We start from the raw sequence: 24835 nt of genomic DNA on the forward strand, positions 1-24835 counted from the left end.
GGTGCGCGGCGCGGTGCAGCCGTCCGGGTCGGCGTCCGAATCGCGCTCTTCGCTGCCGGCGTCGCGGCGGGTCACGGTGAAGTCCGCCGGGACCGAGTCAGTCGCCGACGCCGAAGCCGACCTTGCGGACGTCCGAGGGGGCGATCTCGACGTACGCGATGCGGTCGGACGGGACGATGTACTTGCGCCCCTTCTCGTCGTTGATGCGGAAGAGCCCGTCACCGGCCGTCAGGGCCTCGGCGACCAGCTTCTCCACCTCTTCGGGAGACTGGCCACTGGACACCACCAGCTCGCGCGGCGTGTCCTTGATGCCGATCTTGACCTCCACGTGGGACCTCCGCTGGAAATTCGTAAGGGATGTGCCGGCCAAGGCTAACCGAACCGGCTCGTTCCGGTGGCGCATGTCCGCGCCCGACCGCGTCGTCACTTCCGGGTACTCCATCGGGTTCAGCCCAGGCCGAGCGCCTGCATGCGCTTCGTGTGCCCCTGTTGCAACCGCCGGAACAGCGCCGCGATTCCGGAAAGGTCGCCCGAGCCGCTGATGATGAGCTCGGCCAGCCCGTCGCGCTCGGCGACGACGTACTGGGCCTGGGTCAGGGCCTCACCGAGCAGGCGGCGGCCCCACAGGGCGAGCTTGTCGCGGGTCTTGGGGTCGGCCTCGATGCCGGCCGCGACCTCGCGTTCGGCGAAGGCCGAGTGGCCGGTGTCGGCCAGCACGGTCAGCACCAGGTCCTTCGTCTCCGGGTCGAGCCAGCTGGCGATCTCCCGGTAGAGGTCGGCGGCGAGCCCGTCGCCGACGTAGGCCTTGACCAGCGACTCCAGGTACGACTTCGGGGGCGTCGAAGCGTGCCAGGCGTCGATGTGGTTCACGAACGGGGCCATCGCGTCTTCGATCTTGACGCCGTTCGCGGCCACGTGCTTGGCGAGCTGGCCGTAGTGACCGATCTCGGCGGCCGCCATCGCCGCCAGCGCGGCCCGCCCGGCCAGCGTGGGGGCGCTGCGCGCGTCCTCCGCCAGCCGGTCGAACGCGGACAGTTCGCCATAGGCGATCACCCCGAGAAGGTCGACTACGCCTTCACTGATCTCTTTGGGCTCGGTCACGGGGGCAGGGTATCGCCGAAGCACCCGGGCGTGTCGGGACGAGACCGATCACACTGGTTCCGGCGCGCCGGGTACTGTCGAAAAACTGCTGACCAGGTACACTGGCACACGATATCGAGCTTCCGTACGCCATACCGGCGTCGGGAAACAGGCAGGTCACGTGGCCTGCCGACGTACTGCAATGTGCGTGCACGCCTCTTCCGGCATTCCCGGGACGGACCGGTTCCGCGCTCCAGAACAGCGCCAGGGACCAGGGTTTACTCCCGGTCGAGTGTCGAGCGGACCCACGGCTGTGCGCGCTGGTCACGAGAGAGGCGATCACCCTGACCGCAGAAATTCCCACAACCGAACAGACCCCCGCCGTCGCGCTGGAACACAGCGAGACCGGCCCGGCCGCGCTCGACACGTCGCACCCGCTGCAGGCGGGCGTCGAGGTCGAGCCCGAGGCCCCGACCTTCGCGTCCTTCGGCGTCAAGCCCGAGATCGTCAAGGCTCTCGGCGAGGCCGGCATCGAGCGGACGTTCGCCATCCAGGCGCTCACCCTCCCGCTGGCCATGGCCGGCGACGACCTCATCGGCCAGGCCCGCACCGGCATGGGCAAGACCCTCGGCTTCGGCGTCCCGCTGCTGCACCGCGTGCAGGTCCCGGGCGACGGCACCCCGCAGGTGCTCGTCGTGGTGCCGACCCGCGAGCTGTGCATCCAGGTCGCGAACGACCTCAAGGGCGCCGGCAAGCACCTGGGCATCCGGACCCTGGCCATCTACGGCGGCCGCCCGTACGAGCCGCAGATCGAGGCGCTGCGCAAGGGCGTCGACGTCGTGATCGGCACCCCGGGCCGGCTGCTCGACCTGGCCGAGCAGCAGCACCTGGTGCTGGGCAAGGTCCGCGGCCTGGTGCTCGACGAGGCCGACGAGATGCTCGACCTGGGCTTCCTGCCCGACATCGAGCGCATCCTGCGGATGGTGCCGGACGAGCGGCAGACCATGCTGTTCTCGGCCACCATGCCCGGCCCGATCATCACGCTGGCCCGCACGTTCCTGAACCAGCCGACGCACATCCGCGCCGAGGAGAACGACGCCGGCGCGGTCCACGAGCGCACCACCCAGTTCGTCTACCGGGCGCACTCGATGGACAAGCCCGAGGTCATCGCCCGGGCGCTGCAGGCCGAAGGCCGCGGCCTCACGATGATCTTCAGCCGCACCAAGCGCACCGCGCAGAAGGTGGCCGACGACCTGGTCGAGCGCGGTTTCGCCGCCGCCGCCGTGCACGGTGACCTGGGCCAGGGCGCCCGCGAGCAGGCGCTGCGCGCGTTCCGCTCCGGCAAGGTCGACGTGCTGGTCGCGACCGACGTCGCCGCCCGCGGCATCGACATCGACGACGTCACGCACGTGATCAACTACCAGTGCCCGGAGGACGAGAAGACCTACGTCCACCGGATCGGCCGCACCGGCCGCGCCGGGCGCACCGGCGTCGCGATCACCCTCGTCGACTGGGACGAGGAGCCGCGCTGGAAGCTGATCTCCGACACCCTCGGCCTGGACATGCCGGAGCCGGTGGAGACGTACTCGTCGTCGAAGCACCTGTACGAGGACCTGGGCATCCCGGAGGGCACCACCGGGCGGCTGCCGCTGGCCAAGCGCACCCGCGCGGGCCTGGCGGCCGAGGAAGAAGAGGACCTGGGCGGCAAGAAGCGCGGCCGTCGTCGGGGCGAAGCCGCCTCGGAGGACGCCCCGCGCAAGCGCACCCGGGCCCCGCGCAAGCGGACCCGCGGCGGCTCGCGGGCGGCCGAGGCGATCGAGGCCGCGGACAACGCCGCTGCCGCCGCTGCTTCCTCGGACGAGGCTCCCGCTTTGGCGGAGGGCCGCACCCGGACCCGCCGCCGCACCCGCAGCGGAAACGCCCCGGAGGCGACCGGCCCGGCCGTCGAAAAGGAAGCCGGCGAGAACGCCGAGCGCCCGGCTCGACGGCGCCGCCGTCGCCGCCCGGCCGCGACGTCTGATACACCTGCGTCGGCAGACTGAGGCTTCTCCATCGGGGGTTCGGGTACGTGAGCGACGTCGAGAAGGCGGACTTCGGGTCCGAGGACGTACTCGAGGACACTCCCGAGAGCACTCCGCCCGCCGCGCGGGTCAAGGCGCGTCGTTCGCCTTGGAACCGCGGGCGGGACCGGGTGGCCGCCGCGCTGATCGCGGTGGCCGTGCTCGCGGTCGCGCTGATCATCGGCGTGACGAGCGACAGCGCGGCCACCGACCGGACCGAGGCGGCGCCGCCCCCGGCGCTGCCCGCGGTCCCGGACAAGGTCCCGGGGTCGATGGCGGAGATCTGGAGCGCCCCGAGCGGCGCGACCCCGGTCCCGGTCGTGGCCGGCGAGTCGGTGGCCACCGCGAACGGCGGCGAGGTCGCTGTGCGCGACCCGCTGACCGGGCAGATCCGCTGGCACTACACGCGTGACCTGCCGTTGTGCACGCTGGACCAGGTGTGGGGGCGGTTGAACGCCGTCTATGCGAAGTCGATGGGGTGCAGCGAGGTCACCCAGCTGGACCCGGGCACGGGCCGCATCACGGCCCAGCGCAACGGCAACGCGGAGCTGGGCACCCAGCTGGTCGACGACGGCTCCCACGTCACGGCGACGGGCAAGAAACTCCTCACCACCTGGCGCGACGACCTGGTGCAGAGCGCGGAGTACGGCCAGGTCCCGGCGCTGGTCAACGCGGGCAAGCAGCCGCGAACGGGCTGCACGTACGGAACGGTCGCGGCGGGCTCGGGCAAGATCGGCGTGATCGAGCGCTGCCCGGGCGACCCGGCGGACCGGCTGACGGTGTACAAGGCGGCCCCGGAGAAGGACGACGAGCCGCAGGTCGGCTTCAGTTCGGTGCTGGCGGGCAAGAGGGCCCGCGTGATCGCGATGTCGGGCGACCTGACGGCGGTGGTGCTGCCGGACCAGAAGCTCCTGGTGGTCTACAACGGCGACGGCACCCAGCGAGCGGCGTACCCGCTGGACGTCCCACCGGGCGACCTGGCGGCCGACCCGCCCTCGGGCGTCGAAGCCACCACCCAGACGGCGGCGAACATGTACTGGTTCAGCGGCTCGAAGCTGGTCGCCCTGTCCCGCGACGACCTGTCACCGCGCTGGACGTTGACCAGCGCCTCGGGGCCGGGAATCACGTTCGCCCAGCAACTGGTGGTCCCGATCAAGGGCGGCTTGGCGGTGCTGAACGAAACGGACGGCTCGACAATCCGCACGGTCGGCGTCGACCGCCGCGGCTACCAGGGAGTGGTCCGCCTGGGCGCGGCCGGCCCGGTCCTGCTGGAACAGCGCGGCCCGGCCCTCACCGCCCTGAAGTAGCCCGCCTGATCAGGCGAGCCAGAACATGGTGATGGCGGAGACCGTGAAGAGCACGACTGCGAGCCCGGCTCCCACGGCGGGAGGCCCGTTGCGGCGGTCGGCGACCCGCTGAGCGAGCAGGGCCAGCACCGCCGCGATCGGGTGACCGATCAGCAGGGTCGCGCCGGGGCCGGGCGCGCCGGTGAACAGGCAGATGATCCCGACGACGAGCACCCCGACGGCGAGGACCGCGAGCCCGGCCGCCAGCGAGCCGGTGAAACCACGCCACCAGCGCCCACGGTCTTTCGCGGCCTCGGCGGGGGCGCTCTCCTCGGCCTCCGGAGAGGGCTCGAACCGCTCCGGCTCGACCCGCTCCTGCGGCTCGGTCGGCGCCTCAGCCCGCCCAGCCACCGGCGCCTCGGCTGCCGCGCCGCGCACGGCCGCCCGCTCGGCAGGCTCGGCCCGCATCGGCGGCACCGGACCCGGCACGGTCGGCGCCTCGGCCGCAGCCCGCCCAGCCACCGGCGCCTCGGCCGCCGCGCCGCGCGCGGCCGCCGGTCCGGCAGGCCGAGTGGCTTCGCGGCCCGCCACCTGCTCGGCTGCGGGTTCCCCGGCCGGCAGCGGCACTGTTGCCAGTTCGTCGGTGTCCGGTGAAGCCAACGTTCCCTCCCGTTCAGGGCGCGAGCAGGTCCCAGGGCTGCGCCGCCGGGGCTGCTTCCTGGCCTGCCGCGCAGCTCGGCCTGAAGTCGCACCATGCGCACCTTCGGTCCGGGCGGGCCGGGAACAGCACCTCACCGTCGCCGCCCGCGTCCAGGGTATCCGTGGCCAGCCTCAGGTCGCCCGCGGTCTCCTCCGCCCTCTGCAAGTGCCTCTGCAAGCTCTCCGGGGTGTGCTCCGCCGCCGCGATCGTGCCCGTCGGGACGTGGTGCAGCTCCACCGTCGTGCACGGCATGCGCAACGTCCTCGCCGCCGCCACCGCATACAGCGCAAGCGCTTGTGAGGCCCTCGCCTCGTACTCGTCCGGCGGGCGGCGGCCCGTCTTGTAGTCCACGATCACCAATTCCCCGGCGCGCGCGTCGATCCGGTCCGCGCGCCCCTCGATGATCATCGACGGCCGCTCCCCCGGCGTGCCGGACACCGGTGCCGACACCCAGCGCTCCAGCCCGACCGGGTCGTGCGAGACGTCGTTGTCCTCGACGTACTCCGCCACCCAGCCCTTCGCCCGCGCCCGGTACCGCGCCGCCTGCTCTTCGCTCTCGAAGCCCGCGTCCTTCCAGAACTCCGCCACCAGCGCCACCGCCCGCTGCGGCACCCGCTTGAGCACCGGCAGGTCGAACAACGCCCGCAGCGCGTTGTGCACCACCGCGCCCAGCGTGCTGTGCGCCCACGGCCCGGTGCGCTGCGGGGTCGGCCGTTCGAGGTACGCGAGGCGGTACCGGCGCGGGCAATCGTCGAAGGTCGCCAGCCGCGCCGGCGAGACCTTCGTGAGCCGCACCGGTTGCGCCACGCCGAAGTCGAAGCCCATCTGCTCCTTCACGACGCCCACGCTACGCACCACCACCGACACTTTCCGCGCGGGGCGAGCCGCGGGGCGAGCCGCCCCGCGCGGAAAGCCGGGTCACCGCACGACGAGCACCGTGTGCGTCCCACCGGAAACCGTCAGCGGACCCGCCGCGCGCAGCGGACGCCCGTCCAGCAGCACCAGCCGCCCCGAAGGCACCACCAGCGAGCCCGAAGTCCCCCGCGGCGCGGTCACCGTCAGCGAAAACACCGAACCCTGCTGAGACCACGAAGCCGACAACGCGCCCTTCGGCGTCGGCACCGCCCCTCGCGCCCACGAAACCGAACCTGGGTGCGGCGAAACCGTCCAGGTCGCGAAGCCCGGCGACGTCGGCGAGACGCCCAGCAGCTCGTTCGTCAGCACCGGTACGACGCCGGTCGACCAGCCGTGCGCGGCCGACGTGTACCCCTGCTCGTAGTGCGAGCCGCCTTCGCCGATGCCCTCCCACGCCGTGATGCCCGGGTCGTGCGTGGCCATCCAGCCGTACATCCGCTTGATCTGGTCGATCGCCGACGCCGTCTGCCCAGTCCGGAACCGCGCCTGCAGCTCGGGGAACGACGTGAACGCGTACACGCGCTTCGTGCCGTCACCGACCAGAGTGTCGTTGTCCATGAACGGGTTCCCGTACGGCAATGCGCCCGCCGCGAGCCGCGCCAGTGCCGAAGTGGCCTGCGCGGGCGAAGCGATGCCTGCCAGCACAGCGTGGCTGTTGCCGTCCTGCCCGTGCCGCACCGCGCCCGTCGCCGAGTCGAGGTACGCGCCCGCCGCCGGATCCCACAGGTACTGGTTCACCGCCGCCGAGACGTCCGAAGCGCGCGAAAGCCACCGCTGCGCGTCGGCCGGGTGCCCCGTCGCGCGCGCCAGACCGGCGGCGCCCTGAAGCGCCCGGACGTACAACGCGTTGTAGTACGTCACTTCGCCCGTACGCGGCAGGAACGCGTAGTCGCCGTAACCGCCGGTGCCGTTGAGCCCCTTCGAGAGCAACCCGCGCGAATCGGTGACTGACGGGTACCAGCTGTCGAGCGTCTTCACGAGGTGCGAGTAGTACGAGTTCGCGTACGCGGTGTCGCCCGTGTAGAGCACGTAGTCCCAGCTCGACGTCACCCACCAGAGCGGATAGTCGAACAGCGGCAACGTGTAGTTGTTGATCGACGCGGGTGGGATCCAGCCGTCCGCGCGCTGGTGGTCGGCCAGATCGGCGAGCACGTTCCGAGCCGCCGTGCCGTCCTGGTGCGTCAGGTACTGCGTGAGACCGGAGACCGCGACGTCGCCGACGTACGGATCGCGGTCGCGCTTCGCGCCGTCGTGCAGCACCAGCTTCCCGTCCAGCGAAGGCGAGAACGCGCCGCGAGGGTCCACATCGGACTCGCGGAAGATGTCCATGCCCAGCTCGTTCGTGTAGGAAGCCGCGTACCAGTAGCGGTTCAGGTCTTCGTCGGACGACTCGAACCAGCCGCGGTAGGTCGACGGCGTGCCGAGGAACGGCGTGAAGTCGAGCGAGACGCCGCCGATGCGCACCTCACCGGACGGCTGGGCCAGCGGCGCGTCCGACGCCAGCGCGTCGAGGCTGATCCGCAGGTAGCGGAAGCCGTGCAGGCCGTCCGCGCACACCTGCGTGCCCGACGCGCAGCCCTTGGTGTCCCGCCACACCGTCGGCGTCGCGGGCACGGCGAACTGGTCGGTGCCCGGCCCGCCGGAGAAGTCCGAGCGGGTGAAGTCGGAGCGTTCGCCGAGGTACTGCAGGGTTTCCGAGAACGCCAGCCGGACGCCCGGCCGGTTCGCCGACGCGCCCGCGAACGCGATCTTCGGGTAGCCGGCCACGACCTTGCCGAAGTCGACGACGGCGGTCGGCACCGGCGGGTCGGCGACCACGCCGGGCCACACCTCGGCGACGCGGCTGAACTCGCCCGAAGGGGTGTTCTGGTCCTTGGTCACGGTGATCCGGACCTGCGCGGTCGTCACCGGCCGGTCGAAGGTGACCGCGCGCTGCACGGCCGTGTTGCCGCTGACCGTGGCGGCCGTCCGCCACGCGCCGGCGTCCAGCACCTCGACCGTGAAGTCCTGCGGCACGCCGTCCACATTGGACAGCACGGTGACCCCGGGCAGCGCGACCGGCGCACCCGCGGTGATCGTCAGGACGTCGGGGTAGGCGCCGATCGTGTCGTCGTTCCAGAACGTCTCGGTGTTGCCGTCGACGGCGTTGCCGGGGTCGTACGTCCGGGGCTGCCCGTTCCCGCCGTTGTTCGGCGCGTGGAACGACGACGCGGCCGCGGTGGTGCCCGACGGCCAGACCGGCTTCGACGGCGGCGCCTGCCTCTTGAACGTCGCCACCCCGCGCCCGAGCAGGCCGTTCGGGTTGGTGACGTCTCCGGTGGTGGACAGCACCTGCACCGGGCGGACGTCCCGGCTCGACGGTGCGACGACGTACTTCTGCCAGCCCGGCGCCGCGTCGGCGGGCACGGCGACCACGCCGCTCGCCACCAGCACCGTGACCGGCAGGACTGCTCTGAGCCACTTCATCGAGGCCTCCGCAAGGGCGTTGAATCGTTTCAAACGCTGAGCTGAGGTTCAGGCTGCGGGAGCGGTGCCAACGATGTCAACGCACCGGGCGCATCCTGTCCGGCAGGACAACCCGGGTGGCGGCCTCAGCCGGCGCCGGAGATGAACCCGCGCACGGAGTTCGCGACGAGCTCCACGGCGATGGCCGCGAGCAGCAGGCCGGCCACCTTGGCCAGCAGCGTGATGCCGCTTTCCTTGATCAGCCGGATGACGAGGCCGGAGTAGCGCATGCAGAGGTAGATCACCAAGTGCACGGTGACGATCGCCAGCGCCAGGGCGATGTACGCGCCGAGGTGCCCGTCCGCCTGCCGGACGAACACGATGGTCGCGGCGATCGCGCCGGGCCCGGCCAGCAGCGGCGTGCCGAGCGGCACCAGCGCGACGTTGACGTCGTCGGCCGCCGCTTCGGGCTCGTGGCCGTTGCTGGTCAGCAGTTGCAGCGCGATCAGCAGGAGCAGCAGCCCGCCCGCACCCTGCAGCGCGGGGATGCCGATGCCGAGGTAGGCCAGGATCGCCTGCCCCGCGATCGCGAACAGGCTGATGACCAGCAGCGACACCAGGACGGCCTGCCGGGCGGCGCGCGCCCGGGTCGCCATCGGCTTGCGCCCGACGAGGCTGAGGAACACCGGCACGGTGCCGGGCGGGTCCATGATGACGATCAAGGTGATCGTCGCGCTCATGAAGAGCTTCGCGTCGAAGAAGTCGGCGAACGCCATGTCAGCCCTTCACGACCTGGAACCCCGTCGCGCGCGAAGCCAGCTCCTCGAACTGCCCGGGGTCAGTGGTGCACTCACCGAGCTTGATCGTCTTGTTCGTGCCGTGGTAGTCGCTGGATCCGGTGAAGACGAGCCCGAGCTCGGCGGCCAGCTCGCGGACGCGGGCCCGGGTCGCCGTGTCGTGGTTCGGGTGGTCGGCCTCGACGCCGGTGAGCCCGCGCGCGGCCAATCCGGCGAGGGTGTCCTCGCTGATGGTGGCGCCGCGGCTGAAGGCGAAGGGGTGCGCGACGACCGTGACCCCGCCGGCCGCGGCGATCATGTCGATGGCTTCCTCGACCGGCGTGTCCCGGCGGGCGACGTAGTAGCCGCGGCGGGGGCTGAGGTAGTCGGCGAAGGCCTCGTCGACGGACTTGACCAGCCCGGCCCGGACCAGCGCCTGGGCCAGGTGGGGGCGGCCGGGCGGGGAGTCCTCGGGCAGCAGGCCGAAGATCTCGTCGATGTCGATCGGGAGGCCGTCGGCGGCCATCCGCTCGGCCATCCGGCGCAGCCGCGTGCGGCGCTCGAGCCGCAGCCGGGTCTGCTCGGTGACGACCGGCTCCGACGTCGGGTCGAAGAGGTAGGCCAGCAGGTGGACGCTGATCTGGCGGCCCGTCTCGGGGTCGGTCGACACCGTGGAGAGCTCGGCGCCGGGGACCAGCGTGAGGCCGGGTGACACCGCTTCGGAGGCGGGCGCCCAGCCCGCGGTGGTGTCGTGGTCGGTGATCGCGACGACGTCGAGCCCGGCTTTCGCGGCCGCGGCGACGAGCCCGGCCGGCGTGTCGGTGCCGTCGGAAGCGGTGGAGTGGGCGTGCAGGTCGATGCGCATCGCGTCCATTGTCGACGATGCGCTGCGTCACACGCGAAGCGGGACTGTCAGCCGACCGGCTTCTTGCCCCGCGCGGCCCGCTGGGCCTTGATCATGGAGAAGCGTTCGGCCTGCTTCTGCTTGTCGCCGAAGACGAGCTCCGAGATCGTGTCGTAGAACTCTTCGGGGCGCGGCAGGAAGTCGATCTTGTTCAGCGCCTGGATCTGACCGGCGGACTCGACCACCATCGTGCCGTAGCCCATCATGCGGCCGGTGGCGGTGCGGACGTAGCTCAGGTCGGTGACCTTGCTGATCGGCATCATCAGCACCTTGGTGGTGAACACCCCGGTGGTCATGACGAACCGCTTGTCGGTGACCACCAGGCGCTCGACCCACCACTCCATCACCACGTAGGCGAACCGCAGGACGACGAGCAGCGCGACGTACCAGAGGATGTTCTGGCCGATGTACAGCGCCGGCGGCAGCAGGTAGGACACCAGCACGCAGACGGCCAGCAGCGCGGCCGCCTCGAAGGTGTCCCACAGGAGCACCGCCCAGTGGCGGCGGATCCGGATGACCCGCCGCTCGGTGTCGAGGAGGTACTCGTCGGGGTCGCGTGGCGCGAACATGGTTCGAGGGTAACCCCGCGATCAGCCCTTGAACACGTTGCTGACGAAGGTGATCACCGATTCGGCCGAGCTGCGCAGGAAGTCGATGATGTTGCCGACGAGGCCGGCGGCCTGCCCAGGCTGGGCGATGACGAAGAACAGCACCAACGCGATACCGGCGAGGCCCGCAATCTTCTTCACGTTCACCGCGATCAAATCCCGTCTCTTACGGTGACACCGGACAACAGCAGTTTCTACGTTGTACCGCACCGAACAGGCGCAGGGGAGGAAAGTCCCGCGCTTGGGTCAGCACGCGGTCCGAAGTGTACCGTATGGCTACTCTCCGTGTACAGGACAGCCGTTTTCACCTCGGCTGCGTCTACCCTTCGGGACATGGAGGGCCTCACCAGCACCACGATCCGCTGCGTCGGCGGGATCGTGTTCGACCCGTACGGCCGTTTGCTGCTCATCCGGCGTGTGAATGACCCCGGTTCGGGGCAATGGTCGCTTCCGGGCGGCCGAGTCGAACCGGGCGAAACGGACAAAGAGGCCGTGGTCCGAGAGCTTTCGGAGGAGACCGGACTGGACGTGATTCCGGGCACACTGGTCGGTTCCGTGCGGCGGGGACGGTACGAGATTTACGACTACGCCTGCGAGGTCGAGGGCGGAAATCTCACGGCTGGTGATGACGCGTCGGAGGTGCGTTGGTCCGATGCGGCAGACCTTGCCGACCTGGAGGCGGCTGGGGAGCTGGTGGAGCTGCTTTATGTGACGCTGCGTGAGTGGGGGGCATTGCCGAGGGCCTGAAACCGGGGAAGTATCCCCCGCCAGCACTCGGCAGGACTCCGGCAAAGCCGGAGTGCTCTTGCACCCACCCACCGCAACGCGGACGCCCAAACCGGCACCCCACCCAGACCCGCCCCGCCACCCCGATCCGAAGCCAGAACACGGCCGGTGGTGCCGGGTCAAGGCACGCTTTCCCGCCTTGACGCGGTACCACCGGCCGTAGTCACAATCAGGCTTCGGGGTGGCGGGCACCCAAGCAACTCACCAAGGCGACGGTGGGCACCCCGACCACTCACCAAGGCGACTGCAGGCAGCCCAAGCCACTCACCAAGGCGACTACAGCGGCAGCCAGGTCATCCGCTGCCCGTGCGGCGCGGTCCGGGCCAGCGCGTGCGCCTCGGCCTTGCCGTCCTCCCAGCGCACGACGCCCAGCGTCGCGAGCCCGTCCGCGCCCGAAAGGTCCTCGCGGCCCGGCAGCACCTGCTCCAGCCCCGCGCCGTAGAACTCCTCGGAGACCCACCACACCGGCCGCGAAGCAGCCAGCTCCGCCAACGCCGAAACGAACGCGGCCCGCCGCGGAGCCGGGAAGTACGCGAGGGCGTGGCTGGTCAGCACCACCAGCGGCCCCTCCAGCGACGCAGCCGCCGAGGCCAGGTCGTCGACGCCGTCGCCGGGGATCAACCGCGGCCGGTGGCGCGCCTGCTCGGCCGCCGCCGTGCGCAGGAGCCGGATGCGGTCCGGCTGGTCCGCCCAGACGCACGCCTCCAGCCAGGCCAGCTCGTCTTCGTCCGACAGGTCCACCGGTGCCCGGTCGAGGCCCGCGCGGTCGAGCAGCGCCAGCTTCTTCGGCAGCTTCGGCACCACCGCGCCCGGGGCCAGGTCCAGCGCGCAGTGCAGCCCGACCGCCGCCTTCGTCGGCCCCGCCGTCAGCTGGTCGCCGCCGTCGCACTGGTAGCGGTAGCCGAAGCGGTCCAGCCCGAGCAGCAGCCCCGCGCTGCAGCCGACCTCCAGCAGCGAGACCTTCCCGCCCGCCTCGCGGGCCGCCCGCGCCACGCCCGGGTACAGCAACGCCGCCCGGCGGACCTCGTTCGTCTGCGTGTACCGCGACGCGACCAACGCGCGCGCCTTGTCGGCCCGCTCCAGCAGGAACGACCGGAACAGCGGCCACGTGTCGGAGTCGACGCCGTCGAACCCGCCCAGCGACGGGTAGTACCGCGAGAGCGGGTGGATCGGGTCGGCCTGCACCAGCCGGTGCGCGACCGCCATCAGCAGCGTCCCGCGCACCTCGCCGTCGCGAGCACCCGACAGCAGACCCGCCACGTCGTCGTCCGCCGCCGCCTGCAGCGCCAGGTGCTCGTACAGCGGCGAGACCCCGCGGGCCTCGACTTCCGCGAACGTGCGGAGTACTCCCTTGATCCCGTCCAGGTCCATCAGAGCCTCATTCGTGCGGCACCGGCCGGCCCGGCTGCTCCCCGCCCCGAGTCTCCCCGTACGACCGCTTCGGCACCATCACCTTCCGCCGGAAAGTGCACACGATCAGGCCGTCCTGCTTGTAACCGCGCGTCTCGACGTACACCACGCCGCGGTCGTCCTTGGACTTCGACGGCGTCTTGTCGAGCACCTCGGTCTCGCCGTAGATCGTGTCGCCGTGGAAGGTCGGCTTCACGTGCTTGAGCGACTCGACCTCGAGGTTCGCGATCGCCTTGCCGGAGACGTCCGGCACCGACATCCCGAGCAGCAGCGAGTAGACGTAGTTCCCGACCACGACGTTCTTGCCGAAGTCGGTGGTCTCCCCGGCGTAGTGCGCGTCCAGGTGCAGCGGGTGGTGGTTCATGGTGATCAGGCAGAACAGGTGGTCGTCGTATTCGGTGACCGTTTTGCCCGGCCAGTGCTTGTAGACCGCACCGACCTCGAACTCCTCGTAGTACCGACCGAACTGCACTCGTCATCTCCCTGTCGCGTAACACCGCGTGAGCCTGGTCCGACACGCATCAGTAGTGAGGAGTACCCTCAACCATCGGTGTTCGCGCGTCAACGCGAGCCCCACCACTGTTGCCCCCGGCCCGAAGGAGGTGAGGAACTCGATGAGTAGTGGCGATAGTCCGCTCCCTAGTAGTCCCAGCGTTCCCACCTCACCGGCCGGCCGGCTCATCTCCTGGTAGGCCTTTTCACCCCGGGAACGCTGGTGTGTCGCCGGGCGGACGTCTTTTCCGCCCCTGGTCCGTCGTCTCGCACGACCACGCACGACACCAGGAGATCCCATGCCTGCCATCCCCTCCCTCGGCGGCCTGCGCGGCCGCGGCAACAAGGGCACCGTTCCCGTGCGCCCGGTTCCGGTGCCGCTGTCCGCGTACGTCGTCGACTGCGCGGTGTACGTCGGCGGTGAGCGCCTGCCCGGCCGCTGGACCCACTCCGAGGCGATCAAGGAGGTCCGGAAGCGGCACGAGGGGTTCGTCTGGATCGGCCTGCACGAGCCGGACGCCCAGCAGATCCAGGGCGTCGCGGACACGTTCGGGCTGCACGAGCTGGCGGTCGAGGACGCGCTCGAAGCGCACCAGCGGCCGAAGCTGGAGCGCTACGACGACACGCTGTTCCTGGTGGTCAAGACCGTCCGGTACGTCGAACACGAGTCCCCCACCACGGCGAACGAGATCGTCGAAACCGGTGAGCTGATGGTGTTCCTCGGCCGCGACTTCGTGATCACGGTCCGGCACGGGAACCACTCGGGACTGGCGCGGCTGCGGCGGGAACTGGACGAGGACCCGGAGCGGCTGAAGCTGGGCCCGTCCGCGGTCGTGCACGCGATCGCCGACCACGTCGTCGACCACTACCTCGACGTCACCGGCCGGATCGAGACCGACATCGACGTCATGGAGGCGCAGGTCTTCGCGCCCCGCTCGCAGGTCAGCGCCGAGCAGATCTACCTGATGAAGCGGGAGGTCCTCGAGCTGCGCCGCGCGGTGATGCCCCTGGCGACGCCGGTCCAGCGGCTGGCCGAGGGCTACACGCGGCTGGTGCCGGACGACGTCCGCTCGTACTTCCGCGACGTCGCCGACCACCTCACCACCGTGTCCGAGCGGGTCGCGGCGTTCGACGAACTGCTGTCCACCCTGGTCGACGCGACCGTCGCGAAGATTTCGCTGCAGCAGAACACCGATATGCGCAAGATCACGTCGTGGGCGGCGATCATCACCGTGCCGACGATGATCGCGGGCATCTACGGGATGAACTTCGACTACCTGCCCGAACTGCACTGGAAGTTCGGGTACCCGCTGGTGATCAGCGTGATCCTGGCGATCTGCCTGTTGCTGTACCGAATATTCCGGAAGAACGGCTGGCTCTGAGTCCCTTTCCCCACCGGATTTCCTTCGGAGAACTGTCATGTCCAGGTTGCTGTCCAACTTGAAGTTCTGGGCGCTCGCGCTCAGCGTGCTGTGGATCGTCGTCATCACTTTCGTCATCGTCGCCGACCCCGGGTTCGCGCACGGGATGAAGTAGCGCCGAGGCGTCGTACCCTGGGCGCATGCCGAAAGCGCTGGTCGTCTCCGACGAGGTCGACGAGCGGTTGTGGACCGACGCGGTCCGCAGCCACTCCGTCGACCTGGTCATCGGCGCCGGCGACCTGCCGTACGACTACCTGGCGTTCCTGGCGAGCGCGCTCGACGTGCCGTGTGTGTTCGTGCCCGGCAACCACGACCCCGACCTGAGCGGCTACACGCGCTACGGCGGGCTGTCCATGAAGGACGGCTTCCCCACGGTCTGGCCCGGCCCGGCGGGCGGCATCAACGCCGACGGGCGCCTCGTCGACGTCGCCGGCCTGCGGTTCGCCGGGCTCGGCGGCTCGATCCGCTACAACGAAGGCCCGAACCAGTGGACGCAGCGCCAGCAGGCGCGGCGGGCCCGCGGGCTGGTCCGGCGCGCCCGCTTCCGGCGGTGGCGCGACGGGCGCGACGTCGACGTCCTGCTGACGCATTCGCCGCCGCTGAACCTGGGCGACCGGGCCGACCCGCCGCACCGCGGGTTCGCGTGCCTGCACCGCACGATCGAAGCGCTGCGCCCGAAGTGGCTGCTGCACGGCCACATCCACCCGCACGGCGAGCCGGTGCCGGACCGGGTGGTCGGCACGACGCGGATCCGCAACGTGGTGGGCCACCGGATCATGGAGTTCTGATGAAAGAGACGGGATTCCCCCGCGCGGACGCGGAGAACGACTTCCTCCGCGCCCGCCGCGGCCAGGTGCTCTCGCGGCTTTCGACGTGGCTGCGCCGGGAGCCCGACGACGTCAACATCATGCTGCCGTTCCACGAGGTGGTGGAGGCGCTCGGCTACCTCGGCGAGCACCGGATCGGGCTGCGGGTGATCAAGCTGGAGTCGATCGTGGGCACGGTCGACCGCAGCCGCGACTTCGACCGCCGCTTCCGCCCGACGTCGGCCCGCGTCCGCGAGCGCTGGGAACGCCTGGCCCTGGCCGCCCGCCGCGGCGAGGAGATCCCGCCGATCGAGGTCTACCGGGTGGGGGAGCTGCACTTCATCATCGACGGCCACCACCGCGTTTCGGTGGCGATCGCGCAGGGACTGTCCACAATAGAGGCTTCGGTGACGGCGGTCCGCACCAAACTGGACCCGGGCGGCATCCGCCACCGCGGCGACCTGATCGTCAAGGACTACCGCCGGCTGTTCCTGGAACGCGTTCCCCTGACCGGCCACGCGCGGGCGTCGGTGATCGTGTCGGACCCGTGGGACTACGCGCGGCTGGGCGAGCACGTGGAGGCGTGGGGCTTCCGGCTGATGCAGGACGAAGGCAGGTTCTGCGACCGGGCGAGCGTTGCGCAGCGCTGGTTCGAGGAAGAGTTCGTCCCGGTGGTGGGGATGCTGCGGCAGGCGGGGCTGATCGGCGACCGCACGGACGCCGAGGCGTACATGTGGGTGGCGGCGGAGCGGTACCGGCTGATCCGGACCCATCGCTGGGACGACGAGGTCATCGAGCGGCTGCGGTCACGGCACCACTAGGTGGTAGACCACCAGCGTCTGCTCGGGCCGCTCGGCGACGTGGAACGCGGCGTGCGGCACGGTGATCTCGCCCAGGCGCGGGTGCCGCAGACGTTTGCGGCCCGCGTGGCTGAACTGGACGTCGTACTGCGGCCACCACGCGCGGACCTCGGGGCTGGCCTCGGTCAGCTCGGCCACCAGCCGGGTCACCCGGGGGTGGTCCGGGTGGCGGCCGGCGATCGCCCGCAGCCGGGCCAGGACTCCGCGGGCTTCCTGCGCCCAGTCGACCAGGACCTCGCGGGCGGCCGGCTCGGTGAACAGCCAGCGCACGACGTTGCCGCCCGGCCCGATGCCGCGGAACAGCTCCTCGGCGGCGTCGTTGACCGCGAGGACGTCGTAACAGATCCCGGTGACGTACGCGGGATTGCCGCCCAGCAACGCCGGGACGCCCGCGACCTCGGGCGCGGCCTCCTCCGGGAAGCTCTCCCCCGGCGCATCCCCGCGGCCGGCGAGGCGGTGCAGGTGCTCCTGCTCGGCGCCGGTGAGCCGCAGCGCGCGGGCCAGCGCGTCGAGCACCTGGCCGGACGGCCGCACGTCACGGCCCTGCTCGAGGTAGGTGAGCCAGGTGGCGCTGATGCCGGCCAGCAGGGCCAGCTCCTCGCGGCGCAGCCCCGGCGTGCGGCGGCGGCCGGTGGCGGGCAGGCCGGCGTCGGCCGGGGTCAGCCGCTCGCGGCGGCTGCGGAGGAACGCGCCCAGCTCGGTGCTCACCCTGGGACCTCCAATACCAGAATAACGCGATTCTGGATACCAGCTTAGCGCGCCGCCAAGCTGGGGTCATGCAAGCTTGGATCGCGACCGAACAAGACGTCCGCCTCGAAGAAGTGCCGGAGCCCACGCTGAACGGCGGCGGCGTGCTCGTGGAGGTGCTCGCCGCGCACGTCCCGGCGTACACCAGGGCCGTCGTGCAGGGGAATCGCGGCGGCCTGCCGGTGCCCCTGGTGCTGGGGCCGTCCTGCGTCGGGCGGGTGCTCGACGTCGCGCCGGACGTGTTCCACGTCGCGCCGGGCGACCTCGTGCTGGACACCGCCCTGCTCGACGCGGGCGACGGCGACGAGATCCTGGTGGGCTGGGTCGGCCTGGGCGGCTCCGGCGCGGGCAGCGCGCGGACGGACCGCATGCGCACGGTGTGGCGTGACGGCGTCTTCGCGGAGAAAGCCTTGTGCGCCAAGGAAACCCTGGTCAAGCTGCCCGGGGCGGACAGCTACCCGGAGCCGGCCCGCCTGGCGTTCCTGCCGTGGCTCTGCATCGCCGCGTCAGGCGTGCACGCGGCGGGCCCGCTCGCCGGCCGCGACGTCGTGGTGGTCGGGGCGACCGGGCAGCTGGGCGGCGCGGCGGTGCTGACCGCGCTGGCGGAAGGCGCGGCGACGGTGACGGCCGTGGGCCGCAACGAGGCCGCCCTCGACCGGCTGGCCAAGCTCGATCCGCGCGTGCGCACCCACCGGCTGACCGGCGACCGGGCGGCGGACGCGGCCGGCATCGGCCCGGTGGACGTCGCCGTCGACACGCTCGGCGCCACGCCGTCGGCCGACGCGACGATGGCCGCCTACGACAGCCTGCGGGTGCGCGGCACCCTGGTGCTCGTCGGCGGCGTGCGCCAGGACCTCCCCATCCCGTACGGCGACCTGATGCACCGGCGCCTCACCGTGCGCGGCTCGTGGATGAGCGATCCGGAGACGGTGACGACGGTGTGGAACCTGGTCCGCTCCGGGCTGCTGGACCTCTCGGCGGTCGAGCTCGTGCCGACCGGCCTGGCGAACCCGGCGGCCGCCCTCGACGTGGCCGAACGCACGACCGGCCTCGGCTTCGTCGCGCTGGTCCCCTGAGTCAGAGGTCCAGGCCCGGCGTCAGTGCCAGCTGCCGCACCTGGTCGAGGGTCAGCGTCGGCTCCGGGCGCTGCTTCGGCAACCGGACGCCCGTGCGCGCCAGCACGCCGCTGTTGTCCGACCAGAACTGCACGTGCGCGTTCGGCGCGGCCAAGCCGACCCGGTTGGTCACGACGTCACCCGAGCGCAGGGTCGACAGCCACAGCAGGCCCCGCGGGGTGGTTTCCGTGCGGCAGCCGACCTGCTCCGGGTCACCGCACTTCGGGCCGCCCCCGCCGCCGGGCAGGATGAGGACGTACACCGAGCCGGTGCCGCGGGCGTCGGTCACCCGGACGCCCAGGTGGAACAGCGCCTCGCCGGGGGCGTCGCCGGCCGGGTCGGCGATCAGGTGGAACGGGTCCGCCGGCGGGGTCTCGCCGGGGATCGTCAGCCGCGAGATCTGCGCCTCCGGCGGCAGCATCGCGCGCACCGCCCGCCCCACCAGGCAGCTCAGCCGCTCGACCAGCGCCGCCCGGGTGTCCGTGGCGCCCGGGCACGGCGGGCTCGCGACCTCGGCCTTGCGGGGCAGCACGACCACCGCCAGCGCGAGGGCCAGCACGACGACGCAGACCGCCACCGCGCCGGTGACCAGGTGCTGCCGGCGCGCCCGGCGGGCCGCCGCCAGCACTGCCTCCCCGGACAAGCCGATCGGAGGCTCACCTTCGGTCACGTACGCCTTCAACACGGTCCGGACGTCTTCCATCACGACTCCTCCGCCGCCGGCGCCGGCAGGGCCGTGCGCAACGCCTCGACCCCGCGGGCCGTCTGGGACTTGACCGTTCCCTCCGCGACGCCCAGCAGCGTCGCCACCTCGCTCACCGGGAGGTCCTCGAGGAACCGCAGCACCACCATCGCGCGCTGCCGGGGCGTCAGCTCCGCCAGCGCGCGTTCGACGTCCAGGCGCAACGACGGGTCCCGGCCCGGTGGCGCCTCGCGCTCCGGCACCGACGACGTCACGTACTCGCGCCCGGATCCCCGGCGCCCGGTCAGGAACAGGTTCACCAGGATGCGGCGCGCGTAGGCGTCGACGGTGGCCGGGCGGACCCGCCGCCAGCGCCGGTACAGCTGCACGAACATCGCCTGGACCAGGTCCTCGGCCGCGTGCCAGTCCCCGCAGAGCGCGAACGCCACCCGGCGGAACCGCTGGACCCGCGCGGCGAAGTACTCGCTGAATTCGACGTTTCCGGACACGTCCTCATTAGGGCGCGCGGGCCCCGGGAGGTTCAAGTGTCCCCCGTGCGAGCTACGCGCGGGTGTCCGCTCGCTGGTGACGATTCCCGCCCGCCGGATCCCTAGCGTTCGCCGTGGAGCCGCGGGACCACCCCGCGGCCGGGACGAAGGGGTTGTCATGAGGGTCGTCTGGCAGCTGCTGACCGTGGCCGCGATCGCGTTCGTCGGGCAGCAGGCGGTCGCCTTGGCCGACGGGAATCCGTGGCTCACGCTGATCTTCGGCGGGCTGACCGCCGTGCTCGCAGTACTCGGCTACCGGTGGGTGGTGCGGAAGACCGAACACCGCCCGGTCACCGAGCTGGCCGGCCCGGGCGCCGGGCTCGCGCTCGGCCGGGGGACGCTGATCGGGGTCGCGCTCTTCGCGGCCGTCATCGCCAACATCGCCCTCCTCGGCGACTACGAAATCCGGGGCTGGGGCACGGTTCCGGGCGCCGCCGGGCTCGCCGGCTTCATGGCCGCCGCCGCGGTGACGGAGGAACTGCTGTTCCGCGGCATCCTCTTCCGGTTCGTCGAAAAGTGGACCGGCACCTGGATCGCCCTGGTGGCCACCGGGGTGCTGTTCGGCCTCTCGCACCTGTTCAACGAGCACGCGAGCCTGTGGGGCGCGATCGCCATCGCCATCGAAGCCGGCGGCCTGCTGACCGGCGCGTACATCGCGACCCGCAAACTCTGGCTCCCGATCGGCCTGCACTTCGGCTGGAACTTCGCCGCGGCGGGGATCTTCGGCACGGAGGTCTCCGGCAACGGCACCCCGCAGGGCCTGCTCGACGCCGTGACGTCGGGGCCGTCGGCCATCACCGGCGGCGACTTCGGTCCCGAAGGCTCCCTCTACTCCGTGCTGTTCTGCGTCCTCGCGACGTGTGCGTTCCTGTGGCTGGCCCACCGGCGCGGCCGCCTGGTGCCGCGCCGCCGCGCCGAGCGGGTCGACGACGTCACTACACTTTCCCGGTGATCGATCACCGGGCGGTGCGCGCGCGGTGGCGCCGGCTCGACGTCGTGGTCCGCGACCTCCCGCTCGGGCTGCTGTTCCTGGCGGCCTCGTTCCTGCCGGTGGTCCAGAACCACGGGACACAGCTGGGCGGCGTGCCGGCGCGGCCCTTCGACGCGCTGGCCGTCGTCGTGGTCGTCCTCGAGAGCCTCCCGCTCGCCGTGCGGCGGCGGTGGCCTGCCGTGTGCCTGACGCTGGTGGCACTCGGCTTCGCCGTCGACCAGCTCCGCGGCTACCACTCGGTCGCCGGGACCGCGCTGGGCGTCGCGCTGGTCAGCGCGGGCGCGCATCTGGAACGGCGCCGGCGCACCACCGCGCTCGCGTTCTCCGCGGCGTACCTGGTGCTGGCGATCGTGCTCCACCCCTTCGGCTCGGAGCCGGTGTCGGAGTTCGTGACGTTCTTCCTGCTGCTGGTGTTCGCCTGGGGCATCGGGGCCTGGCTGCGCACCACCCGCGCCGCCGAAGCCGGGCACCGGCGCCGCGTCGCCGAGGCCACCCGGGCCGCCGAGCGCGCCACCATCGCCCGCGAGCTCCACGACGTCGTCACCCACCACGTGACGGCGATGGTCGTGCAGGCGGAGGCGGCCCGCTACCTGACCGCCGCTCCCAATCGGCTGGACCAGACGCTGACCGCGATCACCGACACCGGCCGGCGGGCCATCACCGACCTGCGGCACCTGCTGGACCTGCTCAACCCCGAGCACGAGACGCCGTCGCCGGGCGGGCTCCACACCTTGGTGGAGCAGGCCCGCCAGGCCGGGCAGCCGGTGGAGTTCACCGAGGAGGGCACGCCCGCAGAGTCGGCGGGCAGCGCCGACCTGGTGGCCTACCGGGTCGTGCAGGAGGCCCTGACGAACGCCCTCAAACACGCGCGCGGCAGCCGCACCGAGGTCGAGGTGCGCCACGGCGACCGGGAAATCGCCGTGGCGGTCCGCACGGCCGGGTCCGGGAGCGTGTCCCCCGGCGGCAGCGGCCGCGGCCTGGCCGGGCTCCGGGAGCGCGTCGGCCTGCTGGGCGGCGACTTCAGCGCGGACCGCGACGGCGCCGGTTTCACCGTGTCCGCCCGGATTCCGACGTGAGCGCGCCGATCCGGGTCCTCGTCTGCGACGACCAGATGCTGATCCGCACCGGCCTGGTGACGATCATCGGCGCCCAGCCGGACTTCGAGGTGGTCGGCGAGTGCGGCGACGGGCGGGCCGCGGTCGACCTCGCGCGGCGGCTGTGTCCGGACGTCGTCGTGATGGACGTGCGGATGCCGGTGCTCGACGGCATCGAGGCCACCAAGCTGCTGGCCGGGGCCGGGGTGCCGCACCCGGTCAAGGTGCTGGTGCTGACGACGTTCAACCTCGACGAATACGTCTACGAGGCGTTGCGCGCGGGCGCGAGCGGCTTCCTGCTCAAGGACGCGCCACCGGACCGGCTGCTGCACGGCATCCGGACGGTGGCCACCGGCGCGGCCCTGCTGGACCCGGACGTGACGCGCCGGCTGGTCGGCCGGTACGGCGCCCGGATCCGGCCCGCGCCGGACGCCGCCCCGGACGCGCCGCTGACCCCGCGCGAGCTGGAAGTGCTGCGCCTGCTCGCGGACGGCCTGTCCAACAGCGAGATCGCGGAGCGGCTGTTCATCAGCCAGGAGACGGTGAAGACGTTCGTGTCGCGCATCCTCACCAAGCTGGACCTGCGCGACCGCGTCCAGGCGGTCGTCTACGCCTACCGGCACGGGCTGGTGACGTGACCGGGCAGCCCGGTCACGTCACCAGGAATCCCTACATGTGCACGGCGCCCGGCGCCGCTTCGCCCTTCGGAACGCCCGGGCGCAGCAACAGGCCGCTGAGCACCGCGCCGGCCACGTAGATCACCGCGGCCCAGGTGAACGCCGTCGTGTAGCTCTCGATGGCCGCCTCGGCCGCCACCTGCGGCGTCGGGGTCTTGCCCGCGACGTAGGCCACCGCCGCGTTGCCGGCCAGCGTCGACAGCAGCGCCGTGCCGATCGAACCGCCGACCTGCTGCATCGTGTTCACCGCCGCCGACGCGACACCCGCGTCGTGCGCCTCGACGCCGAAGGTGGCGACGCTCATCGCCGGCGCCATCGCCAGGCCGATGCCGAAGCCCATCACCAGGAGCGGGCCGAGGACCCCGGAGACGTACGTGCTGCCGAGGTCGATGCCGCTCAGCCAGAACAGGCCCGCGGCGGCGATCGCCATGCCGGTCGGCACCAGCGGCCGGGGGCCGAACCGCGGCAGCAGCACGGCCGTCGCCGTCGTCGCCGACAGCATCAGCGTCGCCACCATCGGCAGGAACCCGACGCCGCTCTGGATCGGCGTGAACTGCAGGTTCTGCTGCACGTAGAACGTCAGGAACAGGAAGATCGCGAACATCCCGATGGCGAGCAGGAACATCGCCAGGTAGGAGCCGCCGCGGTCCCGGTCGAGCAGCACGCGCAGCGGCAGCAGCGGGTGTTCGACGCGCTGCTGCAGCCACACGAACACGCCCAGCAGCACCACACCGGCGGCCAGGAAGCCCCAGACCGACACCGACGACCACTTGTCCGACTCGGCGTTCGCGAAGCCGTAGACCAGCGCGAACAGCCCGGCCGACGCGGTGATCGTGCCCGGCAGGTCGAGCTTCGGCCGCGGGCCTTCGTCCTTCTGGTTGCGCAGCAGGACCGAGCTGCCGGCGAACGCGATGACCGCGAAGATGATGTTGACGAACATGCACCAGCGCCAGTCGAGGTACTCGGTGAGCACGCCGCCGAGCAGCAGCCCGACCGCCGCGCCGCCACCACCGATGGCCCCGAAGACGCCGAACGCGCGACCGCGCTCCTTGGGGTCGGTGAACGTGGTGGTCAGCAGCGAAAGCGTGGCGGGCGCGAGCAGCGCGCCGAACACACCCTGTGCCGCCCGGGCGACCAGCAGCATCTCGATGTTGGTCGCCGCACCCCCGAGCGCGGACACCGCGGCGAAGCCGGCCAGGCCGACGAGGAGGGCGTTCTTGCGGCCGAAGAGGTCCGCGAGCCGCCCGCCGAGCAGCAGCAGGCTGCCGAACGCGAGCGCGTAGGCCGTGACGACCCACTGCCGGGCGTCGTTGGAGAAGCCCAGGTCGACCTGGGCCGACGGCAGCGCGATGTTCACGACGGTCGCGTCCAGCACGACCATCAGCTGCGCGATGCCGATCATCACCAGGATCAGCCACCGTCTGGCGTGGTGGGGATTTTCGTCGGCGCGCGTGTCCCCCGACGGCGCGACGGCGAGCGTGGACTCGGACATGAAAGATCCTCACAGAACGTGATCGGAAGACTATGTGGAGTAGGTATCTCCCCTTACTCGCCCCAAGGTACACAAGAAGCGGAGAGAGTGCCTCTACTTGACGCGTTAGACTGGAGGCATGGCACGGGACGCTGGTCCCGCCGCACCGGCGCGGCCGCTGCGGCGTGACGCTGAACTCAACCGCCGTCGCATCCTGGCGTCGGCCCGCGAGGTGTTCGGCCGGCGCGGGCTCGAGGCCACGCTGGACGACATCGCGCACCACGCCGGCCTCGGCGTCGGCACGGTCTACCGCCGCTTCCCCAGCAAGGAACACCTGGTGGAGGCCATGTTCGCCGAGCGGATGGAGGAGATCTCCGTCCTGGCGGAGGAGGCACTGAAGGCCGACGACGCCTGGCGGGCGTTCGTCGACTTCACCTGGAAGTCGATCGAGCTTCACTCGGGCGACCGCGGGCTGCGCGAGATCATGCTGTCGAACAAGTTCGGCCACGAGCACGTCGCGGAGCAGAAAGCCCGCCTGGTGCCGTTGATCACACAGCTGGTGGAGCGGGCCAAGGAGGCGGGCGGCCTGCGGGCCGACTTCGCCCCCACGGACATCCCGATGCTGCACATGATGATCGGCTCGGTGATCGAGTTCACCACGGCGGTGGAGCCGGACCTCTGGCGCCGCTGCTTGGCCATGCTCCTGGACGGCTTGCGAGCACAGCCGGGCAAGCCGTCGACGCTGCCCCGCCCCCCGCTGGGTCTGGACGAGATCGACGAAGCAATGTCCTGCTGGCGCCCTTGAGACGGCAGACGCACCCGCGGGCTCGCACGTCCGCCTCCGCCTCCGCCTCCGAACGAACCCGCCCCGGCCACACCCCCCTGCCGACCTGATACGCAGCCGCCCTCAGCGGCCGGCAGGTCGTGTCAAGGCACGCTTTCCCGCCTTGACACGACCTGC

General features: G+C 71.6%; 26 protein-coding genes. 11 read left to right on the forward strand and 15 right to left on the reverse strand.

Annotated features, from left to right (window positions below; genetic code table 11):
- Positions 1-97 precede the first annotated feature (97 nt).
- Together ACWEF6_RS38505 and ACWEF6_RS38510 are read right to left on the reverse strand one after the other, a co-directional pair.
- The gene (locus ACWEF6_RS38505; protein WP_013223016.1) at positions 98-328 is read right to left on the reverse strand and encodes a DUF3107 domain-containing protein; all 231 of its coding nucleotides are present in this window, start codon (positions 326-328) and stop codon (positions 98-100) included.
- 119 nt (positions 329-447) lie between these two features.
- On the reverse strand, positions 448-1101 hold the full coding sequence (locus tag ACWEF6_RS38510) for a ferritin-like fold-containing protein (RefSeq protein WP_449687463.1): 654 nt from the start codon (positions 1099-1101) through the stop codon (positions 448-450).
- A gap of 554 nt (positions 1102-1655) precedes the next feature.
- Here ACWEF6_RS38510 and ACWEF6_RS38515 point away from each other — a divergent pair.
- On the forward strand, positions 1656-3122 hold the full coding sequence (locus ACWEF6_RS38515; RefSeq protein ID WP_449687464.1) for a DEAD/DEAH box helicase: 1467 nt from the start codon (positions 1656-1658) through the stop codon (positions 3120-3122).
- A gap of 26 nt (positions 3123-3148) precedes the next feature.
- Complete coding sequence (locus tag ACWEF6_RS38520; protein WP_449687465.1) at positions 3149-4447, forward strand: Rv3212 family protein; 1299 nt, start codon at positions 3149-3151, stop codon at positions 4445-4447.
- A 9-nt stretch (positions 4448-4456) separates the two neighbouring features.
- Here ACWEF6_RS38520 and ACWEF6_RS38525 read toward each other — a convergent pair whose 3' ends face one another.
- The 7 genes from ACWEF6_RS38525 to ACWEF6_RS38555 all read right to left on the reverse strand — a co-directional run bounded on the left by ACWEF6_RS38525 (position 4457) and on the right by ACWEF6_RS38555 (position 10921).
- Positions 4457-5086, reverse strand: a complete 630-nt coding sequence (locus ACWEF6_RS38525; protein WP_449687466.1) for a hypothetical protein — start codon at positions 5084-5086, stop codon at positions 4457-4459.
- A gap of 13 nt (positions 5087-5099) precedes the next feature.
- Positions 5100-5951, reverse strand: coding sequence for a RecB family exonuclease (locus ACWEF6_RS38530; protein WP_449687483.1), 852 nt, complete (start codon positions 5949-5951; stop codon positions 5100-5102).
- 93 nt (positions 5952-6044) lie between these two features.
- Entirely contained in the window at positions 6045-8507 is a 2463-nt protein-coding gene (locus ACWEF6_RS38535; RefSeq protein WP_449687467.1) for an alpha-L-rhamnosidase-related protein, read from the reverse strand.
- Between the two features lie 125 nt (positions 8508-8632).
- Positions 8633-9262 carry a MarC family protein gene (locus tag ACWEF6_RS38540; protein ID WP_449687468.1) on the reverse strand — a complete coding sequence of 210 codons (630 nt, stop codon included), beginning with the start codon at positions 9260-9262 and terminating at the stop codon, positions 8633-8635.
- A gap of 1 nt (position 9263) precedes the next feature.
- Entirely contained in the window at positions 9264-10136 is an 873-nt protein-coding gene (locus ACWEF6_RS38545) for a PHP domain-containing protein (protein WP_449687469.1), read from the reverse strand.
- Positions 10137-10174: 38 nt separating this feature from the next.
- On the reverse strand, positions 10175-10735 hold the full coding sequence (locus tag ACWEF6_RS38550; protein ID WP_003095467.1) for a PH domain-containing protein: 561 nt from the start codon (positions 10733-10735) through the stop codon (positions 10175-10177).
- A 21-nt stretch (positions 10736-10756) separates the two neighbouring features.
- A complete protein-coding gene (locus ACWEF6_RS38555) occupies positions 10757-10921 on the reverse strand; it encodes a hypothetical protein (RefSeq protein WP_162146229.1) in 165 nt (54 codons plus the stop codon).
- 186 nt (positions 10922-11107) lie between these two features.
- On the opposite strand from ACWEF6_RS38555, the gene ACWEF6_RS38560 reads away from it, so the two are divergent.
- On the forward strand, positions 11108-11521 hold the full coding sequence (locus tag ACWEF6_RS38560; protein ID WP_449687470.1) for an NUDIX hydrolase: 414 nt from the start codon (positions 11108-11110) through the stop codon (positions 11519-11521).
- A gap of 315 nt (positions 11522-11836) precedes the next feature.
- Here ACWEF6_RS38560 and ACWEF6_RS38565 read toward each other — a convergent pair whose 3' ends face one another.
- Together ACWEF6_RS38565 and ACWEF6_RS38570 are read right to left on the reverse strand one after the other, a co-directional pair.
- Complete coding sequence (locus ACWEF6_RS38565; RefSeq protein ID WP_449687471.1) at positions 11837-12931, reverse strand: DUF2332 domain-containing protein; 1095 nt, start codon at positions 12929-12931, stop codon at positions 11837-11839.
- Positions 12932-12938: 7 nt separating this feature from the next.
- Entirely contained in the window at positions 12939-13442 is a 504-nt protein-coding gene (locus ACWEF6_RS38570; RefSeq protein ID WP_247014510.1) for a MaoC family dehydratase, read from the reverse strand.
- 319 nt (positions 13443-13761) lie between these two features.
- Between ACWEF6_RS38570 and corA the strand changes: the two genes are divergently transcribed.
- From corA to ACWEF6_RS38585, 3 genes are all read left to right on the forward strand, one after another.
- Positions 13762-14844, forward strand: a complete 1083-nt coding sequence (gene corA / locus ACWEF6_RS38575) for a magnesium/cobalt transporter CorA (RefSeq protein ID WP_449687472.1) — start codon at positions 13762-13764, stop codon at positions 14842-14844.
- 179 nt (positions 14845-15023) lie between these two features.
- A complete protein-coding gene (locus ACWEF6_RS38580) occupies positions 15024-15671 on the forward strand; it encodes a metallophosphoesterase family protein (protein WP_310970784.1) in 648 nt (215 codons plus the stop codon).
- Positions 15671-16510 (forward strand): chromosome partitioning protein ParB, encoded by an 840-nt coding sequence (locus ACWEF6_RS38585; RefSeq protein ID WP_449687473.1) that lies wholly within the window; start codon positions 15671-15673, stop codon positions 16508-16510. Before ACWEF6_RS38580 ends, ACWEF6_RS38585 begins: the two co-directional genes overlap by 1 nt.
- Here ACWEF6_RS38585 and ACWEF6_RS38590 read toward each other — a convergent pair.
- The gene (locus tag ACWEF6_RS38590; RefSeq protein ID WP_449687474.1) at positions 16496-17257 is read right to left on the reverse strand and encodes a helix-turn-helix transcriptional regulator; all 762 of its coding nucleotides are present in this window, start codon (positions 17255-17257) and stop codon (positions 16496-16498) included. The two genes, ACWEF6_RS38585 and ACWEF6_RS38590, sit on opposite strands and share 15 nt — an antisense overlap.
- Before the next feature lie 68 nt (positions 17258-17325).
- On the opposite strand from ACWEF6_RS38590, the gene ACWEF6_RS38595 reads away from it, so the two are divergent.
- Positions 17326-18372 (forward strand): zinc-binding dehydrogenase, encoded by a 1047-nt coding sequence (locus tag ACWEF6_RS38595; RefSeq protein WP_449687475.1) that lies wholly within the window; start codon positions 17326-17328, stop codon positions 18370-18372.
- 1 nt (position 18373) lies between these two features.
- Here ACWEF6_RS38595 and ACWEF6_RS38600 read toward each other — a convergent pair whose 3' ends face one another.
- Together ACWEF6_RS38600 and ACWEF6_RS38605 are read right to left on the reverse strand one after the other, a co-directional pair.
- Positions 18374-19114 carry a hypothetical protein gene (locus tag ACWEF6_RS38600; RefSeq protein ID WP_449687476.1) on the reverse strand — a complete coding sequence of 247 codons (741 nt, stop codon included), beginning with the start codon at positions 19112-19114 and terminating at the stop codon, positions 18374-18376.
- Positions 19114-19602: a SigE family RNA polymerase sigma factor gene (locus ACWEF6_RS38605; RefSeq protein ID WP_449687477.1), complete on the reverse strand. Its 489-nt coding sequence runs from the start codon at positions 19600-19602 to the stop codon at positions 19114-19116. Before ACWEF6_RS38605 ends, ACWEF6_RS38600 begins: the two co-directional genes overlap by 1 nt.
- Before the next feature lie 157 nt (positions 19603-19759).
- Between ACWEF6_RS38605 and ACWEF6_RS38610 the strand changes: the two genes are divergently transcribed.
- From ACWEF6_RS38610 to ACWEF6_RS38620, 3 genes are read left to right on the forward strand one after another with little or no spacing between them, the layout of a single operon-like run.
- Entirely contained in the window at positions 19760-20593 is an 834-nt protein-coding gene (locus ACWEF6_RS38610; protein ID WP_449687478.1) for a CPBP family intramembrane glutamic endopeptidase, read from the forward strand.
- Positions 20590-21708, forward strand: coding sequence for a sensor histidine kinase (locus ACWEF6_RS38615; RefSeq protein ID WP_449687479.1), 1119 nt, complete (start codon positions 20590-20592; stop codon positions 21706-21708). The genes ACWEF6_RS38610 and ACWEF6_RS38615 overlap by 4 nt, the downstream gene beginning before the upstream one ends.
- A complete protein-coding gene (locus ACWEF6_RS38620; RefSeq protein WP_449687480.1) occupies positions 21705-22364 on the forward strand; it encodes a response regulator in 660 nt (219 codons plus the stop codon). Before ACWEF6_RS38615 ends, ACWEF6_RS38620 begins: the two co-directional genes overlap by 4 nt.
- A 31-nt stretch (positions 22365-22395) precedes the next feature.
- Here ACWEF6_RS38620 and ACWEF6_RS38625 read toward each other — a convergent pair whose 3' ends face one another.
- Entirely contained in the window at positions 22396-23895 is a 1500-nt protein-coding gene (locus ACWEF6_RS38625) for an MFS transporter (protein WP_449687481.1), read from the reverse strand.
- 118 nt (positions 23896-24013) lie between these two features.
- On the opposite strand from ACWEF6_RS38625, the gene ACWEF6_RS38630 reads away from it, so the two are divergent.
- On the forward strand, positions 24014-24679 hold the full coding sequence (locus ACWEF6_RS38630; protein ID WP_449687482.1) for a TetR/AcrR family transcriptional regulator: 666 nt from the start codon (positions 24014-24016) through the stop codon (positions 24677-24679).
- Positions 24680-24835 lie beyond the last annotated feature (156 nt).

Source organism: Amycolatopsis sp. NPDC004772, assembly GCF_053601215.1.